The organism is Citrobacter freundii complex sp. 2024EL-00216, from assembly GCF_043945515.1.
Classification (GTDB): domain Bacteria; phylum Pseudomonadota; class Gammaproteobacteria; order Enterobacterales; family Enterobacteriaceae; genus Citrobacter; species Citrobacter portucalensis.
In genome coordinates this window covers 1-16,186 of sequence record NZ_JBIMRA010000041.1, presented here as the reverse complement: position 1 = coordinate 16,186, position 16,186 = coordinate 1, and the positions used below count along the sequence as shown (strand labels likewise).

The 16,186-nt window shown below is 53.0% G+C and carries 14 protein-coding genes and 3 pseudogenes; 8 read left to right on the top strand and 9 right to left on the bottom strand.

Annotated features, from left to right (window positions below; genetic code table 11):
* Positions 1-158, top strand: a pseudogene (locus tag ACHHZ7_RS24765) (IS6 family transposase); the annotation flags it as partial.
* Between the two features lie 62 nt (positions 159-220).
* On the opposite strand, the gene ACHHZ7_RS24760 reads toward ACHHZ7_RS24765, so the two are convergent.
* The 4 genes from ACHHZ7_RS24760 to ACHHZ7_RS24745 all read right to left on the bottom strand — a co-directional run bounded on the left by ACHHZ7_RS24760 (position 221) and on the right by ACHHZ7_RS24745 (position 3,752).
* Entirely contained in the window at positions 221-1,309 is a 1,089-nt protein-coding gene (locus ACHHZ7_RS24760) for an AAA family ATPase (RefSeq protein ID WP_000633445.1), read from the bottom strand.
* Positions 1,310-1,454: 145 nt separating this feature from the next.
* Positions 1,455-2,414: a DUF523 and DUF1722 domain-containing protein gene (locus tag ACHHZ7_RS24755; protein WP_000208727.1), complete on the bottom strand. Its 960-nt coding sequence runs from the start codon at positions 2,412-2,414 to the stop codon at positions 1,455-1,457.
* Between the two features lie 102 nt (positions 2,415-2,516).
* Positions 2,517-2,927, bottom strand: a complete 411-nt coding sequence (gene uraH / locus ACHHZ7_RS24750; protein ID WP_000750474.1) for a hydroxyisourate hydrolase — start codon at positions 2,925-2,927, stop codon at positions 2,517-2,519.
* 99 nt (positions 2,928-3,026) lie between these two features.
* Positions 3,027-3,752, bottom strand: coding sequence for a MerR family transcriptional regulator (locus tag ACHHZ7_RS24745; RefSeq protein ID WP_000331736.1), 726 nt, complete (start codon positions 3,750-3,752; stop codon positions 3,027-3,029).
* 117 nt (positions 3,753-3,869) lie between these two features.
* Here ACHHZ7_RS24745 and ACHHZ7_RS24740 point away from each other — a divergent pair.
* A pseudogene (locus ACHHZ7_RS24740) lies at positions 3,870-4,199 on the top strand (lipocalin family protein); the annotation flags it as partial.
* An 806-nt stretch (positions 4,200-5,005) separates the two neighbouring features.
* On the opposite strand, the gene ACHHZ7_RS24735 reads toward ACHHZ7_RS24740, so the two are convergent.
* On the bottom strand, positions 5,006-6,016 hold the full coding sequence (locus ACHHZ7_RS24735) for a RepB family plasmid replication initiator protein (RefSeq protein ID WP_000200069.1): 1,011 nt from the start codon (positions 6,014-6,016) through the stop codon (positions 5,006-5,008).
* Positions 6,017-6,756: 740 nt separating this feature from the next.
* On the opposite strand from ACHHZ7_RS24735, the gene sopA reads away from it, so the two are divergent.
* Positions 6,757-7,923, top strand: coding sequence for a plasmid-partitioning protein SopA (gene sopA / locus ACHHZ7_RS24730; protein ID WP_000523812.1), 1,167 nt, complete (start codon positions 6,757-6,759; stop codon positions 7,921-7,923).
* A complete protein-coding gene (locus ACHHZ7_RS24725; protein ID WP_000817037.1) occupies positions 7,923-8,894 on the top strand; it encodes a ParB/RepB/Spo0J family plasmid partition protein in 972 nt (323 codons plus the stop codon). Before sopA ends, ACHHZ7_RS24725 begins: the two co-directional genes overlap by 1 nt.
* Positions 8,895-9,970: 1,076 nt before the next feature.
* On the opposite strand, the gene ACHHZ7_RS24720 is transcribed toward ACHHZ7_RS24725, so the two are convergent.
* The 4 genes from ACHHZ7_RS24720 to umuD form a co-directional block, all read right to left on the bottom strand.
* Positions 9,971-10,276, bottom strand: coding sequence for a hypothetical protein (locus tag ACHHZ7_RS24720; RefSeq protein WP_000534920.1), 306 nt, complete (start codon positions 10,274-10,276; stop codon positions 9,971-9,973).
* A 53-nt stretch (positions 10,277-10,329) separates the two neighbouring features.
* Positions 10,330-10,581 (bottom strand): hypothetical protein, encoded by a 252-nt coding sequence (locus tag ACHHZ7_RS24715; RefSeq protein WP_000181753.1) that lies wholly within the window; start codon positions 10,579-10,581, stop codon positions 10,330-10,332.
* 78 nt (positions 10,582-10,659) lie between these two features.
* Positions 10,660-11,931, bottom strand: coding sequence for a Y-family DNA polymerase (locus ACHHZ7_RS24710; RefSeq protein ID WP_000457544.1), 1,272 nt, complete (start codon positions 11,929-11,931; stop codon positions 10,660-10,662).
* Complete coding sequence (gene umuD, locus ACHHZ7_RS24705; RefSeq protein ID WP_000668788.1) at positions 11,931-12,356, bottom strand: translesion error-prone DNA polymerase V autoproteolytic subunit; 426 nt, start codon at positions 12,354-12,356, stop codon at positions 11,931-11,933. Before umuD ends, ACHHZ7_RS24710 begins: the two co-directional genes overlap by 1 nt.
* A 100-nt stretch (positions 12,357-12,456) precedes the next feature.
* Here umuD and ACHHZ7_RS24700 point away from each other — a divergent pair.
* The 4 genes and pseudogenes from ACHHZ7_RS24700 (at position 12,457) to ACHHZ7_RS24685 (ending at position 16,008) form a co-directional block, all read left to right on the top strand.
* Positions 12,457-13,677 (top strand): annotated as a pseudogene (locus ACHHZ7_RS24700) (ISL3-like element ISKox3 family transposase).
* A gap of 454 nt (positions 13,678-14,131) precedes the next feature.
* On the top strand, positions 14,132-15,097 hold the full coding sequence (locus ACHHZ7_RS24695) for an ArdC family protein (protein WP_000178515.1): 966 nt from the start codon (positions 14,132-14,134) through the stop codon (positions 15,095-15,097).
* A 171-nt stretch (positions 15,098-15,268) separates the two neighbouring features.
* Entirely contained in the window at positions 15,269-15,445 is a 177-nt protein-coding gene (locus tag ACHHZ7_RS24690) for a hypothetical protein (protein WP_013438824.1), read from the top strand.
* A gap of 131 nt (positions 15,446-15,576) precedes the next feature.
* Positions 15,577-16,008 carry a hypothetical protein gene (locus ACHHZ7_RS24685; RefSeq protein WP_001531161.1) on the top strand — a complete coding sequence of 144 codons (432 nt, stop codon included), beginning with the start codon at positions 15,577-15,579 and terminating at the stop codon, positions 16,006-16,008.
* Positions 16,009-16,186: the final 178 nt, after the last annotated feature.

Sequence of the window (16,186 nt, the reverse complement as noted above, 5' to 3'; positions counted from 1 at the left end):
TCGGCGCCACGCTGGGATTTAAATCCATGAAGACGGCTTACGCCACCATCAAAGGTATTGAGGTGATGCGTGCACTACGCAAAGGCCAGGCCTCAGCATTTTATTATGGTGATCCCCTGGGCGAAATACGCCTGGTAAGCAGAGTTTTTGAAATGTAAGGCCTTTGAATAAGACAAAAGGCTGCCTCATCGCTAACTTTGCAACAGTGCCCTCTGGGAGACTACCCCAGCCTCTCCACCTTCGTTTCTCCTTCCACCATCGACAGCTGATACAGCGAAAACGATCTCTGTTTCTCAATTAAATTCGCCAGTTCCGGCGAGTGGCTGGTCAGCCAAATTTGCGAGTAGCGGCTGGCCTCGGCGATTAAGCTCGCCAGCGCGGGCAGCATCTGCGGATGCAGGCTGTTTTCCGGTTCGTTGAGGGCGATAAAGGCCGGTGGACGCGGGCTTAATAGCGCCACCGCCAGGCACAGAAAACGCAGAGTGCCGTCGGAGAATTCCGCCGGCTCCAGCGGTCTGCTTAGCCCTTCACGCTGCATCATCATCCGGAAGCGTCCGCCGGTGTTGTCGCTGTAAAACACGCAGCCGGGGAAGGCCTGGTCGAGGATGCGCATCAGCAGCAGCTCGTCGCCAATTTCCACGATGGTCTGAAACGCCGCCGCCAGGTTTGCGCCGTCGCTGGCCAGCACTGGGGAGCGGAAACCGACCTGAGGCGCGCGCATGGCCGAGCCGATTGATACAGAAAACTCCTGATAAAAGCGCCAGTTACGCAGCGACTCGCGCATCTGCGACACTTCCGGGTAAAGATGCGGCTCGCCAAGCTGGCCGAACACCGATTCGTTCTCATACAGCGTGCCGCTGTGGGTGACTTTCTCGTGATGCACGTTGTTCAGAAATACGGCCTGATTTTTACGCTTCATCAGCTGTGACGACGGGCGGCGGTATTGACCACTCAGCCAGATGGACTCTTCTTTGATCACCGGATCGAGTTGAAACTGTGAGGGGTAAGGCAGTTTTTCGACAAAGCCTACCTGCAGCTCGTATTCGTAGGTTTCGGTTTCAACGGCCAAATTCATCCGCCGCAGCTGGTCGCTGCGGGTTTTGCCTGCCCAGAACACTTTTAAAATCCCACCCTCGTTCGCCAGTGCCTGCGAAAACTGCCCCTGTGCGGCGCTGTGCATCAGGTGGATCGCCTTGTAGATATTGGATTTTCCGGTGCCGTTTGGGCCAAAGACGATGTTGAGCTGTTCCAGCTCCAGCGACATTTCGCGAATCGAGCGGTAGTTTTGAATGTGCAGGGTGGTGATCACAGGCAGTCCCTTTTTGCGTTACAATCCTGTACATAATTACAGTCTTTTGTGTGGAATGCAAAAAAGAGACGACAGTGAGGGTGTCGTCTAAACGGGGTACTGCTTTGGGCCTCTGTGGGTCAAACGGGCCTTCGCATTTTTATCGTCAGGTTACTGCCAGACGCAGACCCAAATCATCAGGATAGGGATCAAAGTAGTTTTGCGTCATCAGATACCGGTCAGGGTATTCGGCCATGTAGTGTTTCAGTAGCGTCAACGGCGCGAGGATGGGTAGCAGCCCGTCGCGATAGTGCAGGATCACATCGCGCAGCTCGACGCGCTGGCGGCTGTTCAGCTGGTTACGGAAATAGCCCTGGATATGCATTAGCACGTTGGTATGGTTTTTCCGCGAGGCGGGCTTTTTCAGGATGGTCATCAGCTTTTCGCGGTACGCCACGAAGAACGCGTCCAGATCTTCCCATTCATGCAGCGACGCAACGAACGGGCCAATCTCGCGGTAGCCCGCCTGATGGTGCGCCAGAAGCTGCAATTTATAGCGGCTGTGGAAATCCAGCAGCGCGCGGCGCGTCAGGCCTTTAGCGCGCAGCGTGTTCAGCTCGTGCAGGGCAAATACCCGCTCGATAAAGTTTTCCCGCAGCACCGGGGCGTGCAGCCGACCGTCTTCCTCCACGGGCAGCCACGGGTAGGTTTCAAGCAGGGCGGCGGTGAACAGCCCGACACCCTCCTTGCGGCCCCGGTTGCCGTTTTCATCATATAGCCGCACGCGTTCCATGCCGCAGCTTGGCGATTTCGCGCAGACGATAAATCCCGACAGATCGCCGATTTTTGGCAGATAGTCCGCCGTAAAGTCGGCCATTTTCTGCGTTATATCATCATGGGGCGGCTTGCTGAAGCGGAGCTGCGTTTCGCCGCTGTCCGTCAGCGTCAGGCGTATGGCCGGGCGTGGCGTCGGCAGGCCAATCGCCATTTCCGGGCAGACGGGCCTGAAACTCACCCACTGGGCCAGTTCATCCATGACAAAGCCCATACGCTTGTGTCCGCCGTCGAAGCGAACGGCAGACCCGGTCAAACATCCGCTAATACCGAGCACAGGTTTTGTTGTCATGGTGTGGTCCTCCCGTTCTTCTCTTTAAAACTTACACAACATAACTAATTTGTCCAAGTATTAGCGGAATTATTTTTTATTTGCCTTTAAAATCAACGTTTCTTAACTGCCCTTGTAAGTTGAATAACCGTATTGGCTCAGCAGGAGAGGGATGTGCAGCTTTTCGTTGGTCCGGGTTACGGTGAACAGCACCGGGATCTCCGGGAAGAAGGAGTCCAGCTTCTTCCCGTGGAAGTAATCTGCGGTTTTAAAGGCCACTTTATAGACGCCGGGCTGCATATCCTGATCCTCCGGATAAAGCGATTTGATGCGGCCGTCATGGTCAGTTTTGCCGCTGGCAATTGGGGTCCATTTGTCCTGCTGCTGTTTTTCCAGCGTGACGGTAACGTACGATGGCGGCATCCCGGTTTGCTGGTCAAGAATGTGTACGCTCAGCGTGCCGGCAGGGGCGCTAAAGGCGGCAGGGGCAAAGGCCAGGGTGGTCAGCATCAGCAGAGAGGCAGTTTTTTTCATTGTGTTTTCCTGTGGGGTTGTCGGTCACAGGAAAACGTTAGCATTTGTGGCGCGGGAAAATATTCAACTTTTCGTGAAGATTCCCGCAGGAGAAAATGATTAGAGGATAATCACTTCAAGCGATACCTGCTGCTGCCACTGCTCGATCTGCTTTTTGCGCGCGGCGGTGAGTTTACCGCGCGTGACCAGAAGCCAGTGGCGGTCCGGGAAAATCTCCGGGGCCAGCGTGGCGGGCGGCGTGGGTAAAATATCGATACGGTGGCCTTGCCCGGTGCGGGTTAAGGCTTCGAGCCAGACTTCGCACGGGTCATTCAGGTTCCAGCCGCTGAGCAGGATGTTGTCGCCCGGCGCTTTTTTATCGCCTTCCAAGCAAAACGAGGTGTAGGCGATGATGATGCCGTCGAGGATCTCCCGCAGGGTCATGGCGGCGGCGACGTTTGCCGACACCTGACTGCGCAGCGGACGCAGCACGTTCGCGACCAGTTCTGGTCTTGGGTACTCGCGTCCTGCGTCGTAAATCATCTGACGCAGGGACTCGATTTTGCCGTCCTGCAGGCGCTGTAACATGCTCTGCTGCAGCGTGAGCCAGTTGTTGGTCAGGCGCGACGTAGGGCGCTCCAGCAGCGGTTTGACCTGGCCAATCGGGACGCCTTTTTTTACCCAGTCGAGGATTTTTAGCGCCTGCTGGACGTCCTCATCGCTGTACTGGCGGTGGCCGCCCTCCGTGCGCTGAGGCTTGAGTAAGCCGTAGCGCCGCTGCCAGGCCCGCAGCGTGGTGGCGGTGATCCCGCTGAGTCTGGCGAATTCGCCGATGGAGTAAGCCATGTCCGTGTCCAGAGTTGAGGAATACTCTCAATATACTACGAATTTTCGCGGATGGGATGAAGCGCCGCCGCGGTGCACTACACTTAATTTCCAACCGTGCAAATGAAAGGAATTCTCATGAAGCTATGGCCTGTTGTGACCGGTGTTGCCATTGCCCTGACGCTGGTAGCCTGTAAATCCCCTACCCCACCGAAGGGCGTGCAGCCCATTTCCGGTTTTGACGCCAGCCGCTATCTTGGCAAATGGTACGAAGTCGCTCGCCTGGAAAACCGCTTTGAACGCGGCCTAGAGCAGGTTACCGCCACCTACGGCAAGCGCAGCGACGGCGGCATCAGCGTGCTTAACCGCGGCTACGACCCTGTGAAGAACAAGTGGAATGAGAGCGAGGGTAAAGCCTACTTTACCGGCGAACCGACCACGGCCGCGCTGAAGGTGTCCTTCTTGGGGTCAGTTTGGATATAGAGAATTATTGTACGGTAAGCCTGTTTTTTCGAACAGGCTTACCTGTAGCAATAGGGTGTACTCCCGCGCTATACAGCGTTTTCAGGGGATTTTGTCTTAATCGGATAACCTAAATGCGATACAGCAAGAGCGACAACCTAAAAGCGATAGCCAATGACGATAAATCAATCACTTACGTATCCGAATTGGTTAAATAATGTGCTTAACGTACAAAAATTTCCGATCTCCAAACTGACCCCTAAATAGGCTGATTCGATGTGTTTGCGGGAAAAAAATCGGCCCAGATCCGCGAAATTTTAATCAGCGAGTCAGCTTGGGAAGAAATAACCTGCTTATTCGCACCTTCCCTAGCCAACACCTTTCTGCCATTCGGCTCCCGTTTCCTGATCGCATTTAACAGTGTGAAGCTGGCGCCGGGTTATACAGACAGCTGCAGTCTCATCCTGCCGGGCTAAACCTGCAGTACACAGGGGAACGGATACCGTCAGGTAACATGACCGTCTCAGCACCCGATTGAGATTTTCGTAAGGGATATAGAGCGTTACTGAAAAATTGACTGTGGCATGTTATCCCCCATGGAATGGTGAACAGACCAGGGATTACCCCCATTAAACCCGCATTCCGTAGTCAATATCTGCGTATCATGACCCGAAATCACATATGACAGTCAATATTGTTCGATCCGGGCAGACATGATAGAGAATAAATATTGACTGCGGTATGCGTGATGCATATCACAGTCAATGGAATGTCCTTAGCGGCATACGGCAGTCATGATATGCATATCGCAGTCAATTTTCTGGCTTCATCGCTGAGAGGGCTTCAGCCAGTTTAAGAGGATCGATGCCAGCAGCCTTCAGCGCCTTAATGACTTCGTCATAATTTTGCTCTGGCGCCTTCTCTTCTTCCTCTTTGCGCGGAACCTTCACAGGACTACTGATGAGTTTGGGGTTGCGATAATGCACGCTGAAATAGGTGGCTCGGCCACGTTTAAACTCGGTGTAATCCAGATAACCAATATCACGCAGCTGCTCCATCGCCTTACGCACCGTGTGGTTCTGTGTATAGACATTTGAGGTGAGATTCAGCCGGTCACGCATCCGTTTCATGGAAATAGGTGCAGGATTCTGGGGAAGACTTTCGATGTAGGTATAAAGCGCCTGGGCTGATTCCTTGCGCTGCAGGGCGTCAATGGCTTTCAGCCGCAGCAGTACCCTTCTGTCCATGTGGTAAAGCTCAAACAGCTTAGGTTCAGCCTTGATCTCAACGATATCCTCGTTGATGTCATAATAGGCTGACTGCACCAGATGGGTGGTCCATCCTTTGGTCTCGCTCTGGAACTTCAGCGTAACCGAGGCGAGTTTAAACAGGGAATTACTGATGCGATCGCGCATTTTTTTGTTTGAACGACGGGAGTCAAATCCGCACATCTTAACGAATTCGACGAACGACAGTTCCAGGGTGTCACTTTTTACCCCATACTCCGACATGGAGCGAATTATCCCCAGCCAGACTTTAAAATCCGTGTCCATATCAAGACGCGAACCGGTGATCTTAACGTCAGTGTATCCTTCGCTTTTGGCAATGGCCAGCTGTACAAGCTCCTCAGTCGCGTCTGTAACGTTTTTCCGGTTCGCCTTGCTCTTCCCTGTTGATTTCAGAGTTGGGACGAAGAGACCGAGTCTCATGAGCGCTACTGGCTGCACGGTACTGGTGCTGTTGACATCCAGCTTAACAACTTCACCGGTTGTCTTATCAACTTCCTGAAGGTTCAGAAGTAAGCTATTATTTTCGCTCGTCATCTTGATCCTCAACGGTTATCCACAAAAGGATGTAGTAATACGTATCGCAGTCAACGGATATACATACCTCAGTAAATACCGTTGCATATCACAGTATTAGATTATGCATATAACAGTCAACATTTTACATTCCGCAGTCGATCCAGACAGACGTTAAAGCCAGTTACAGCGCATGCTGGAGCGATCCGGGGATCTCTTTTGGATCTCACTATGATCTCCTTGGGATCAATTATTGGATCGAGACCATGAATAACCCAGATACAAGGCCGGAAGCGCCACACCAGATATCCAGACCCCTGGCCTGATTTTCCTGAATACGCTCTGGAAGATTGAGATCTACAGGTACAACAATGAAACATTGACTGCGGTATGCTGAGTCGTCTTTCCTACAGATGCGGTAAGCATCATACCATAGTCAATATATTACATACCGCAGTCAATTTCATTATAACTGGCTGATCCCGAGTCATCTTTAGCAACCCGACGTACGTGCAATCTGTGAGTTCTGTGATTTTCCGCTTCCTCGCCGCTTTCTCACTGTGTGAGATCGCTTACTGCGGCGAGCGGCAGTGATTAATATTGACTGCGGTATGTACTCTTTTGTAATCCCCTGCGTTCTTTCATTACCCAATGTGGTTCACTTTGCACTTTTTCGTGTGCTTTGCGATTTTATTGTTGCTTTGCAATAAATTCCAAGATTTAATAAAATAATGCAAAGTGATGATTAAAGGATGTTCAGTATGGGACTCATGGATACACTCAACCAGTGCATAAGTGCTGGTCATGAAATGACGAAAGCAATCGCCATTGCACAGTTTAATGATGACAGTCCGGAAGCCCGGAAAATAACCCGGCGCTGGAGGATTGGTGAAGCGGCAGATTTAGTTGGCGTGTCATCTCAGGCTATCAGGGATGCCGAGAAAGCTGGCCGGCTGCCGCACCCTGATATGGAAACCCGTGGGAGAGTTGAGCAACGCGTTGGTTATACCATCGAACAAATCAATCACATGCGGGATGTATTTGGTACACGACTGCGCCGTGCTGAAGATGCGTTTCCGCCGGTGATTGGCGTTGCAGCTCACAAAGGTGGTGTTTACAAAACCTCAGTATCCGTTCACCTGGCTCAGGATCTTGCTCTGAAAGGACTCCGTGTTCTGCTTGTTGAAGGCAATGACCCACAGGGAACTGCTTCTATGTATCACGGATGGGTGCCCGATCTTCATATTCATGCTGAGGACACTCTCCTGCCCTTTTATCTTGGGGAAAAGGATGACGCCAGCTACGCTATAAAGCCCACCTGCTGGCCTGGCCTTGATATCATCCCGTCCTGTCTGGCACTGCACCGCATTGAAACCGAGCTGATGGGGAAATTTGACGAAGGCAAATTACCTGCTGACCCGCACCTGATGCTCCGTCTGGCCATTGAAACTGTCGCTCATGATTATGACGTGATAGTTATCGACAGTGCACCCAACCTTGGTATCGGTACGATAAATGTTGTATGCGCTGCTGATGTTCTGATTGTCCCTACTCCGGCAGAGCTGTTCGACTACACCTCCGCACTGCAGTTTTTCGATATGCTTCGTGACCTGCTTAAGAACGTGGATCTTAAAGGCTTCGAGCCAGATGTCCGTATTCTGCTTACCAAATACAGTAATAATAATGGCTCACAGTCCCCGTGGATGGAAGAACAAATTCGGGATGCCTGGGGAAGCATGGTCCTTAAAAATGTTGTGCGCGAAACGGATGAAGTCGGTAAAGGTCAGATCCGTATGAGAACCGTTTTTGAACAGGCTATTGATCAACGTTCTTCAACCGGTGCCTGGCGTAATGCCCTCTCTATCTGGGAGCCTGTTTGCAATGAGATTTTTGATCGTCTGATTAAACCACGCTGGGAGATTAGATAATGAAGCGTGCTCCTGTCATTCCAAGACATACCACACATAGTCAATCGACTGAAGATACTTCATCACCGGCGCCGGCCGCGCCGATGGTGGATTCATTAATTGCGCGCGTGGGTGCTATGGCCCGCGGTAATGCAATCTCTCTTCCGGTATGTGGACGGGAAGTGAAATTTACCCTTGAGGTGCTCCGGGGAGACTCTGTTGAGAGCGCTTCACGCGTATGGTCAGGCAATGAGCGCGATCAGGAACTACTTACCGAAGATGCTCTGGATGATCTCATTCCTTCATTTTTACTGACCGGTCAGCAGACTCCAGCTTTCGGCCGCCGGGTTTCTGATGTCATAGAAATTGCCGACGGCAGCCGTCGCCGTAAAGCCGCAATCCTGACGGAAAGTGATTATCGCGTTCTGGTTGGTGAACTGGACGATGAGCAGATGGCTGCATTGTCCCGACTGGGTAACGATTATCGGCCGACGAGTGCTTATGAACGTGGCCTGCGTTATACAAGCCGGCTGCAGAATGAGTTTGCAGGAAATATTTCTGCGCTTGCCGATGCGGAAAACATCTCTCGTAAGATCATTACCCGCTGTATCAATACGGCCAAATTGCCTAAATCCGTTGTTGCCCTGTTTGCACATCCTGGAGAACTGTCTGCCCGGTCAGGTGAAGCCCTTCAGAAGGCTTTTGCAGATAAAGAAGAATTACTGAAGCAGCAGGCTGAGACTCTCCACGATCAGAAGAAAGCGGGACTAATCTTTGAAGCTGAAGAGGTCATTAGTCTTTTAACATCCGTACTGAAACAATCTCCCGCATCAAGAGTTAATCTGAGCTCACGTCATCAGTTTGCTCCAGGGGCAACAGCATTGTATAAGGGCGATAAAATGGTGCTTAACCTGGATAGGTCCCGCATTCCTGCGGAGTGTATAGAGAAAATAGAAGCCATTCTTAAGGAGCTTGAGAAACCAGGAGTCTGATGCGGACACGCTTTAGTCTACGGTGATCTCCCTTTACTTCATTTCCTTTCTCACAGGCCAGAAAACATAACTGGCCTGAATATTCTCTCTGGGACCACGGTCCCACCTGTATCGCCGCTCAGGTTATCTCCCTGGGACCACGGTCCCACCTGCGTCGTCGGTCAGCTTATCTGCCTGGGACCACGGTCCCACCTGTATCGCCGGTCAGGTTATCTGCCTGGGACCACGGTCCCACCTGCATCGCCGGTCAGCTTATCTGCCTGGGACCACGGTCCCACCTGTATCGCCGGTCAGGTTATCTGCCTGGGACCACGGTCCCACCTGCATCGTCTGTCAGCTTATCTGCCTGGGACCACGGTCCCACCTGTATCGCCGGTCAGGTTATCTGCCTGGGACCACGGTCCCACCTGCATCGTCTGTCAGCTTATCTGCCTGGGACCACGGTCCCACCTGCTTCGTCGGTCAGCTTATCTGCCTGGGACCACGGTCCCACCTGTATCGCCGGTCAGGTTATCTGTCTGGGACCACGGTGCCACCTGTATCGCCGGTCAGGTTATCTGCCTGGGACCACGGTCCCACCTGCATCGTCGGCACATTATTAGTTAGGGACAACGGTTCAATCAATGCCTGTCACGAACAGGTATTGGCTTGTCGCCAGCAACCCGTTGAGCGGAGTAATCACGCAGCAGGACGGCTGTTACAGGCGATGGTGAAAGCTCTGTTGGGATCTGAACGAAGCATGTTGAGTGAAATTTGCAAAATTTCGCAGAGTATGCGGCTTCATCTTTAAATTTCCGCCAGCATTTTTAAAGCCAGCTACCGACGCTGCGCGTTGGCCGGCCCTTCGTCCGGCGGGTAACCAGTACCGGCCGATCTTACGACCCTGGATGAACATCATCCCGTCAGCAGCGTCTCCACTGTGATGTCGTTTTTCACACTGTCCGATCACAAAATAGAACGGGCAGGGACAACATATGGTAGGAAAAGCAGCTGCCAGAGACACAATATATTGATTACCCACAGTAACGGGGGATAACCATGTGGGTAACATATTGAAAGTGCAACACGTTATCTGATTAATTGACTTTGTAAACGCCGCTGAACCATGAAAAAAAACCGGGGGAATCATCACAGCGCATAAACATACCGTTTTGTTTTTGGGTGACGGCAAGGAGGCCCCTTTTATCACCACATACCTTGTCAAAGGTTTCCATTTCTATCCTTATCAGGCTCTTGTCGTTATTTTCAGGAGAGATCCGGAGATGTTTTGTCAGCCAGACAGGATAGGTATCAGCGTTACGCCAGTACTGCAATTCAATCACTGAAGCCATTCCCCAGACAGCGAAGTATAAGAAAACCACACCTGCGATTTTGCTACCCATATTGTTCCTTAACATTGGCTTAATACATTCCTTGCTCCTCGCACCGGAGCACATCACAGATACTGATTGAGATCCACTTCACGCAGCGGCTGGTTTTGACGTTCTGTTATCGTTTGCACCAGGTCTTTTTCGTCCAGCTCATCGAGCATTTGTTCATACAAAGCCGCGGGCACACAATAAAAAACAGGGCGGTTACGGTCAATTATCTCGACCGGGTAGCCGCCGCGGGCACTGGCGGTGGCCACCGGATCGTTTTTAAGTTCGCTGACGCTGGCAGTCACATCACACAGAATGATATTTGTCATGGTTCCCCCCTGAGACAAGTCACCTGTATGATCGGTAAAGTAAGCTCTGGCGGCAAGTCCCTTCTGTCATTTCAACGGTCAGAAACGGGCAACCGGCAGCTCCTTCCAGCGTGTGGTATATGCCGGTGACAGCATCTCCCGTTTCATCTGCCAGTCCGGCGCAATACCCCGTCCGGCAAACCAGACTTTCCCGAGTCCGGAATGATTAATGCCGTCGAGTACCTTCATCAGCGCATCGCTGTGCGGCCGTGGCTGCACGTCATCGAACAGATTCAGCTGCGCGACGCCGTTCGGACTGAAATCATTGAGCATTATCCCCGCTTTTGCGTAGCGGTGGCCATCGAGCCATATCCTGTCCAGAGACCTGACCGCTGCCGCGATAATGTCCCGGGTGTCACGGGTAGGGGTGTTCAGTTTTTCCGTGGCCACGTTACCGTAATACGGCTCATTAACCGCAAAAGGGGATGTCTTGATGAAGGTGCTGATATGCCGGCAGTACTGTCGCTCACCGCGCAACTTTTCCGCCGCGCGCTCGGCATACTGGCAGACGGCCTGGCGCATTTCTCCGTAGGTGGTGATCCGCTGCCCGAAGCTGCGACTGCAGACAATCTGCTGTTTCGGCGGCGGCGCTTCCTCCAGCGAAATGCAACTCTCGCCGTTCAGCTCACGTACCGTGCGCTCCAGCACTACGTTGAAGTTTTTCCGGATAAATGTAGGGTTCGTCAGCGACAGCTGCAGGGCGGTGGTGATCCCCATAACGTGCAGCTTTTTCGCTATCCGGTTCCCCACGCCCCAGATTTCTTCCACCGGCTGCAGGCTGAGTAATTTTGCCGTTCTGCGTGGATTTTCGGGCGACAGCGCCAGCACCCCACTGAATTGTGGCCATTCCTTTGACGCCCACTGCGCCGATTTGGCCAGTGTTTTTGTGGCGCCGAAGCCGACACCGATCGTCAGTCCGGTTCCACTGAGAACATGCCCACGCAGCTGCCTGCCAAAATCCTCCAGATCCATACAGTGGCTAATTCCCCGGGCATCCAGGAAACATTCGTCAATTGAGTATTGTTCGACGCGGGGCGACAGCTCTTCCAGCAGGGCGACCACACGGTTACTCAGGCTCGCGTAGAGCTCGTAGTTGCTGGAAAAAACGTACAGTTTTTCAGGAAACTGCGCCTCTTTGAGCTGGAACCAGGGGGTTCCCATCTTTATACCCAGCCGTTTGGCTTCAGCACTCCGGGCAATAACGCAGCCATCGTTGTTACTGAGAACGACGACAGGTTTGCCGCGCAAATCCGGCCTGAAAACCTTCTCGCAACTGGCGTAGAAGGAGTTGACGTCTGCCAGGGCGAACATCAGTCTGCCCTCCGGGTTTTATGAATGAAGGCCGTCACCACGCCGAAAATTTGCAGAGTTTCCGGATCCGGGTACAGGGAAGGGAAGTCCGGGTTCATCGCCTGCAGGGCTGGCCGCGGCGTCAGAAGCAGGCGTTTTACCGTAAATTCACCCTCAATTTCCGCGATAACAATATCCCCGTGCCGCGGCTGTTCTGCTTTATCCACGACCATCAGATCGCCGGAATAGAGGCCAATATCAGTCATTGAGTTGCCAATCGCTCTGACAAAATAGGTGGAGTGGCGCCGGTGAATGCAGTACTCATTCAGATCCAGTTCAGACTCAGTATAGTTTGCTGCCGGTGACGGAAAACCCGCAGGGCATCGCTCTGTGAACAAAGGAATTTTTACTATGCTGGCTTCTGATACTGCAGGAATGAACTTCATCGTTTTTTCCCTCGCTTAAAACTGTATATGCATGGGTCTTCCCTTGTTGTGGTGGCTGAAGGCATGATAATGGTGTATTTAATCGCCAGAGGTCACCGCCATGGACGAAAAGTCCCTCTACGCTCATATTCTCAACCTGTCCGATCCGTGGCAGGTAAAGTCCCTTTCTCTCGATGAAAATGCCGGTTCTGTTACTGTCACTATTGAGATCGCTGAAAACACCCGGCTAGCCTGTCCGACCTGCGGTAAATCCTGTTCTGTTCACGATCACCGTCATCGTAAATGGCGCCATCTTGATACCTGCCAGTTCACCACTATTGTTGAAGCCGATGTTCCACGAATTATGTGTCCGGAGCATGGCTGCCTGACGTTGCCTGTTCCGTGGGCTGGCCCCGGAAGCCGGTATACGTTGCTATTCGAATCGTTCGTTCTCTCATGGCTGAAAATCAGCACCGTTGATGCTGTCAGGAAGCAACTTAAGCTCAGTTGGAATGCGGTTGACGGCATTATGACCCGGGCAGTTAAGCGAGGTCTTGCCCGGATAAAAAAGCCATTATCCGCCCGTCATATGAATGTGGATGAGGTCGCCTTTAAAAAAGGACATCGTTACATAACGGTGATCTCCGATCGCGATGGTCGGGCGCTGGCCTTAACGGATGATCGCGGCACAGAGAGTCTTGCCGGCTATCTTCGCACGCTCACTGATGGGCAGTTGCTGGCTATCAAAACGCTCTCAATGGACATGAACGCGGGCTATATAAGAGCAGCGCGTATCCACTTACCCAGTGCGGTTGAGAAAATCGCCTTTGACCGCTTCCATGTGGCGAAGCAACTGGGCGAGGTAGTTGATAAAACCCGTCAGAATGAACATCCGCACCTCCCTGTTGAAAGCCGACACCAGGCAAAAGGAACCCGCTTCCTGTGGCAGTACAGCGATAAGTGGATGACCGAATCCCGGCAGGAAAAGCTGATGTGGCTGCGTGCACAGATGAAGCTGACGAGCCAGTGCTGGGCGCTGAAAGAGCTGGCAAAGGATATCTGGAACAGGCCATGGAGCGAGGAAAGACGGAGTGACTGGCAGAGATGGTTGGCGCTGGCGGCTAACAGTGACGTTCCCATGATGAAAAATGCCGCGAAAACGATAGGAAAAAGGCTGTAGGGGATCCTGAATGCGATGCGACACAGTGTCTCAAACGGAAATGCGGAGGCACTTAACAGCAAGATCAGGCTGCTGAGGATAAAAGCCAGGGGATACCGAAACCGGGAGCGCTTTAAACTGGGGGTGATGTTCCACTACGGAAAGCTGAATATGGCGTTCTGAGCCTTCCCACCATGATCGGGGAAGACCCATATGCATACAGTATAAGGGGCGGTGAAATTTCTGCAAGTGATGGGGGGATAGCCGGTCAGAACGTCCCCGAAAACAAACCGCCCCCGGTTTCAGGAAGGGCGAACTGACCGGCAGAGGCAGTGTAACACCGCATGTCACAAAGGCAGCACTGACGTCGTCAGTGCTTTTTTTACCCGTCCTCCCGGACGCTGAAGGGCAGTTTCACCCGTGCAGCTAAAGGGGCGGTAAGTCCGGGTGTGCACATCGTCATTTTCTCCTGTGATGCCTTTCTCCTGCGTATCAGCTTCCGGTAATCGTCCCCCGTCACAACCTGGACAGCAAGGGTAAATGGCACGCTGCGCGCCCTTGCTGACCAGAACGACTCCGGGCAGGCCGAACCGTCAGGCGATACGAAGACGAAATTCACACTGACGGAGAAACAGCCATGACGATGAACCTGCACACTCAGACAACCGCCCCTAAAGCTTCACAGGCGACCAGCGTATCCCCGCTGGAGCAGTCAGGCTCCTCAAAAACGAAATTTTCCAGGGGCAAAAGCAAAGCCCGTGCTGGCGCAGTCAAAACAGACCTTTACCAGACAGTAACGGACAGCATCATTGCAGCCCTGGAAAGCGGCGTTAAGCCGTGGGTGTGTCCGTGGGTTCGCAACGGCGCAGCGGTGGGATTACCGGCCAACTTCAGCACCGGCACGACATACAGCGGAATTAATATCATGCTGCTGTGGTGTAGTGCGGCAAAACAGGGTTTTCAGGACGAGCGCTGGCTGACCTACAAACAGGCGCAGGAGCTGGGCGGCCAGGTTCGTAAAGGTGAACACGGCACGACGGCCATCTTTTACAAGACGCTGGAGAAAGAGGACGAGGACGGGGAAATCGAAAAAATCCCGATGCTGAAAGCCTTTACCGTGTTTAACGTGGAGCAAATCGACGGCCTGAGCATCGAGAGCGTGCCGCAGCCGGTTGCCGGTTTCGATCCGCTGCCGCAGGCGGAAGCACTCATGACCCGGAGCGGGGCAAAAATCACCGAGCAGGGCGTAAAGGCGTTCTATCGTCCGGCCACCGATGAAATCGTCCTGCCGGAGCGGTTCCGCTTCGCGGACGCGGCGAACTTCTACGCCACCGGCCTGCATGAGCTGGTTCACTGGACGGGTGCAGCGTCCCGCCTCAATCGTGAAAAAGGCAATAAGTTTGGCTCTGAGGCGTATGCGTTTGAGGAACTGATCGCCGAGCTGGGCAGCGCGTTTCTGTTGGCGGATTTGGGGATTACGGGAGAGGTGCAGCATGAAAGCTATATCGCGTCCTGGCTGAAAGCGCTGAAGGGAGACAAGCGCTACATCTTTAAAGCGGCGGCAGCGGCCTCAAAAGCGCACCGCTGGCTGATGGACTGCTGACAGCTGGAGCCCTGCGGTGCAGGGCTTCAGAATTTTTGAAAGAGAGAGAATCAGGGAGGGAATTATATAAGTCACTGTTTTTTAGAATTCTGTAACGCGGCCGGCCTCAGCTGCAGGACGTCCTGCAGCTGAGGCCGGCACGGAAAAATAAACCGGACAGATTCAAAAAAAATGAACCCTTTTTCAGGCGGTAGCCGTTACGTATCCGGGATACGTAACGGCGCGATGTCTTACGTAAAAAATGACGTAACGGCTTTCGCCGCCGCAGCTAAAGGGGCGGTAAGTCCGGGTGTGCACATCGTCATTTTCTCCTGTGATGCCTTTCTCCTGCGTATCAGCTTCCGGTAATCGTCCCCCGTCACAACCTGGACAGCAAGGGTAAATGGCACGCTGCGCGCCCTTGCTGACCAGAACGACTCCGGGCAGGCCGAACCGTCAGGCGATACGAAGACGAAATTCACACTGACGGAGAAACGACCATGACGATGAACCTGCACACCCCGACAACCGCCCCTAAAGCTGCACCGGCGACCAGCGTATCCCCGCTGGAGCAGTCAGGCTCCCCAAAAACGAAATTTCCTGAAATCAAAACCGTCAAAACGGCGGTGGTTAAACTGATCAGCGACATCGAGGGCAACCTCGATCAGCGTCTGGTATATCGCGAGGCCGTAGAGGGATTGTGCCAGGAGGCGGCCAACCGGATAACCCAGTGCATGCATTCACGCAGTACAGGGCAGACGCTACGTGATCTCCGCGAGCTGCTGTCGGTGACGCTGGACACCATTATCGTGGTGGAGTTTGAAGGGGAGCAGACCCGTCTCAACTATGGCGGACGTTCAGCAGAAGACGTGATCGCCATGCTGAAAGCGCTGCATCTTGAAGGACGCAAAGCCTGGCTGGAAGTGGAGTAAAAAAAAAGCCCCGTCCGCAGACGGGGCTGATTCAGTACAGGGCATTCAGCGGGGCACTGTTGCAAATAGTCGGTGGTGATAAACTTATCATCCCCTTTTGCTGATGGAGCTGCACATGAACCCATTCAAAGGCCGGCATTTTCAGCGTGACATCATTCTGTGGGCCGTACGCTGGTAC

Excerpts from the sequence above, each read along its gene's own strand:
- ACHHZ7_RS24755 (WP_000208727.1), bottom strand. The coding sequence starts at position 2,414 with ATGACAACAAAACCTGTGCTCGGTATTAGCGGATGTTTGACCGGGTCT.
- uraH (WP_000750474.1), bottom strand. The coding sequence starts at position 2,927 with ATGAAAAAAACTGCCTCTCTGCTGATGCTGACCACCCTGGCCTTTGCC.
- ACHHZ7_RS24745 (WP_000331736.1), bottom strand. The coding sequence starts at position 3,752 with ATGGCTTACTCCATCGGCGAATTCGCCAGACTCAGCGGGATCACCGCC.
- ACHHZ7_RS24735 (WP_000200069.1), bottom strand. The coding sequence starts at position 6,016 with ATGACGAGCGAAAATAATAGCTTACTTCTGAACCTTCAGGAAGTTGAT.
- sopA (WP_000523812.1), top strand. The coding sequence starts at position 6,757 with ATGGGACTCATGGATACACTCAACCAGTGCATAAGTGCTGGTCATGAA.
- ACHHZ7_RS24725 (WP_000817037.1), top strand. The coding sequence starts at position 7,923 with ATGAAGCGTGCTCCTGTCATTCCAAGACATACCACACATAGTCAATCG.
- ACHHZ7_RS24720 (WP_000534920.1), bottom strand. The coding sequence starts at position 10,276 with ATGGGTAGCAAAATCGCAGGTGTGGTTTTCTTATACTTCGCTGTCTGG.
- ACHHZ7_RS24715 (WP_000181753.1), bottom strand. The coding sequence starts at position 10,581 with ATGACAAATATCATTCTGTGTGATGTGACTGCCAGCGTCAGCGAACTT.
- ACHHZ7_RS24710 (WP_000457544.1), bottom strand. The coding sequence starts at position 11,931 with ATGTTCGCCCTGGCAGACGTCAACTCCTTCTACGCCAGTTGCGAGAAG.
- umuD (WP_000668788.1), bottom strand. The coding sequence starts at position 12,356 with ATGAAGTTCATTCCTGCAGTATCAGAAGCCAGCATAGTAAAAATTCCT.
- ACHHZ7_RS24695 (WP_000178515.1), top strand. The coding sequence starts at position 14,132 with ATGACGATGAACCTGCACACTCAGACAACCGCCCCTAAAGCTTCACAG.
- ACHHZ7_RS24690 (WP_013438824.1), top strand. The coding sequence starts at position 15,269 with ATGAACCCTTTTTCAGGCGGTAGCCGTTACGTATCCGGGATACGTAAC.
- ACHHZ7_RS24685 (WP_001531161.1), top strand. The coding sequence starts at position 15,577 with ATGACGATGAACCTGCACACCCCGACAACCGCCCCTAAAGCTGCACCG.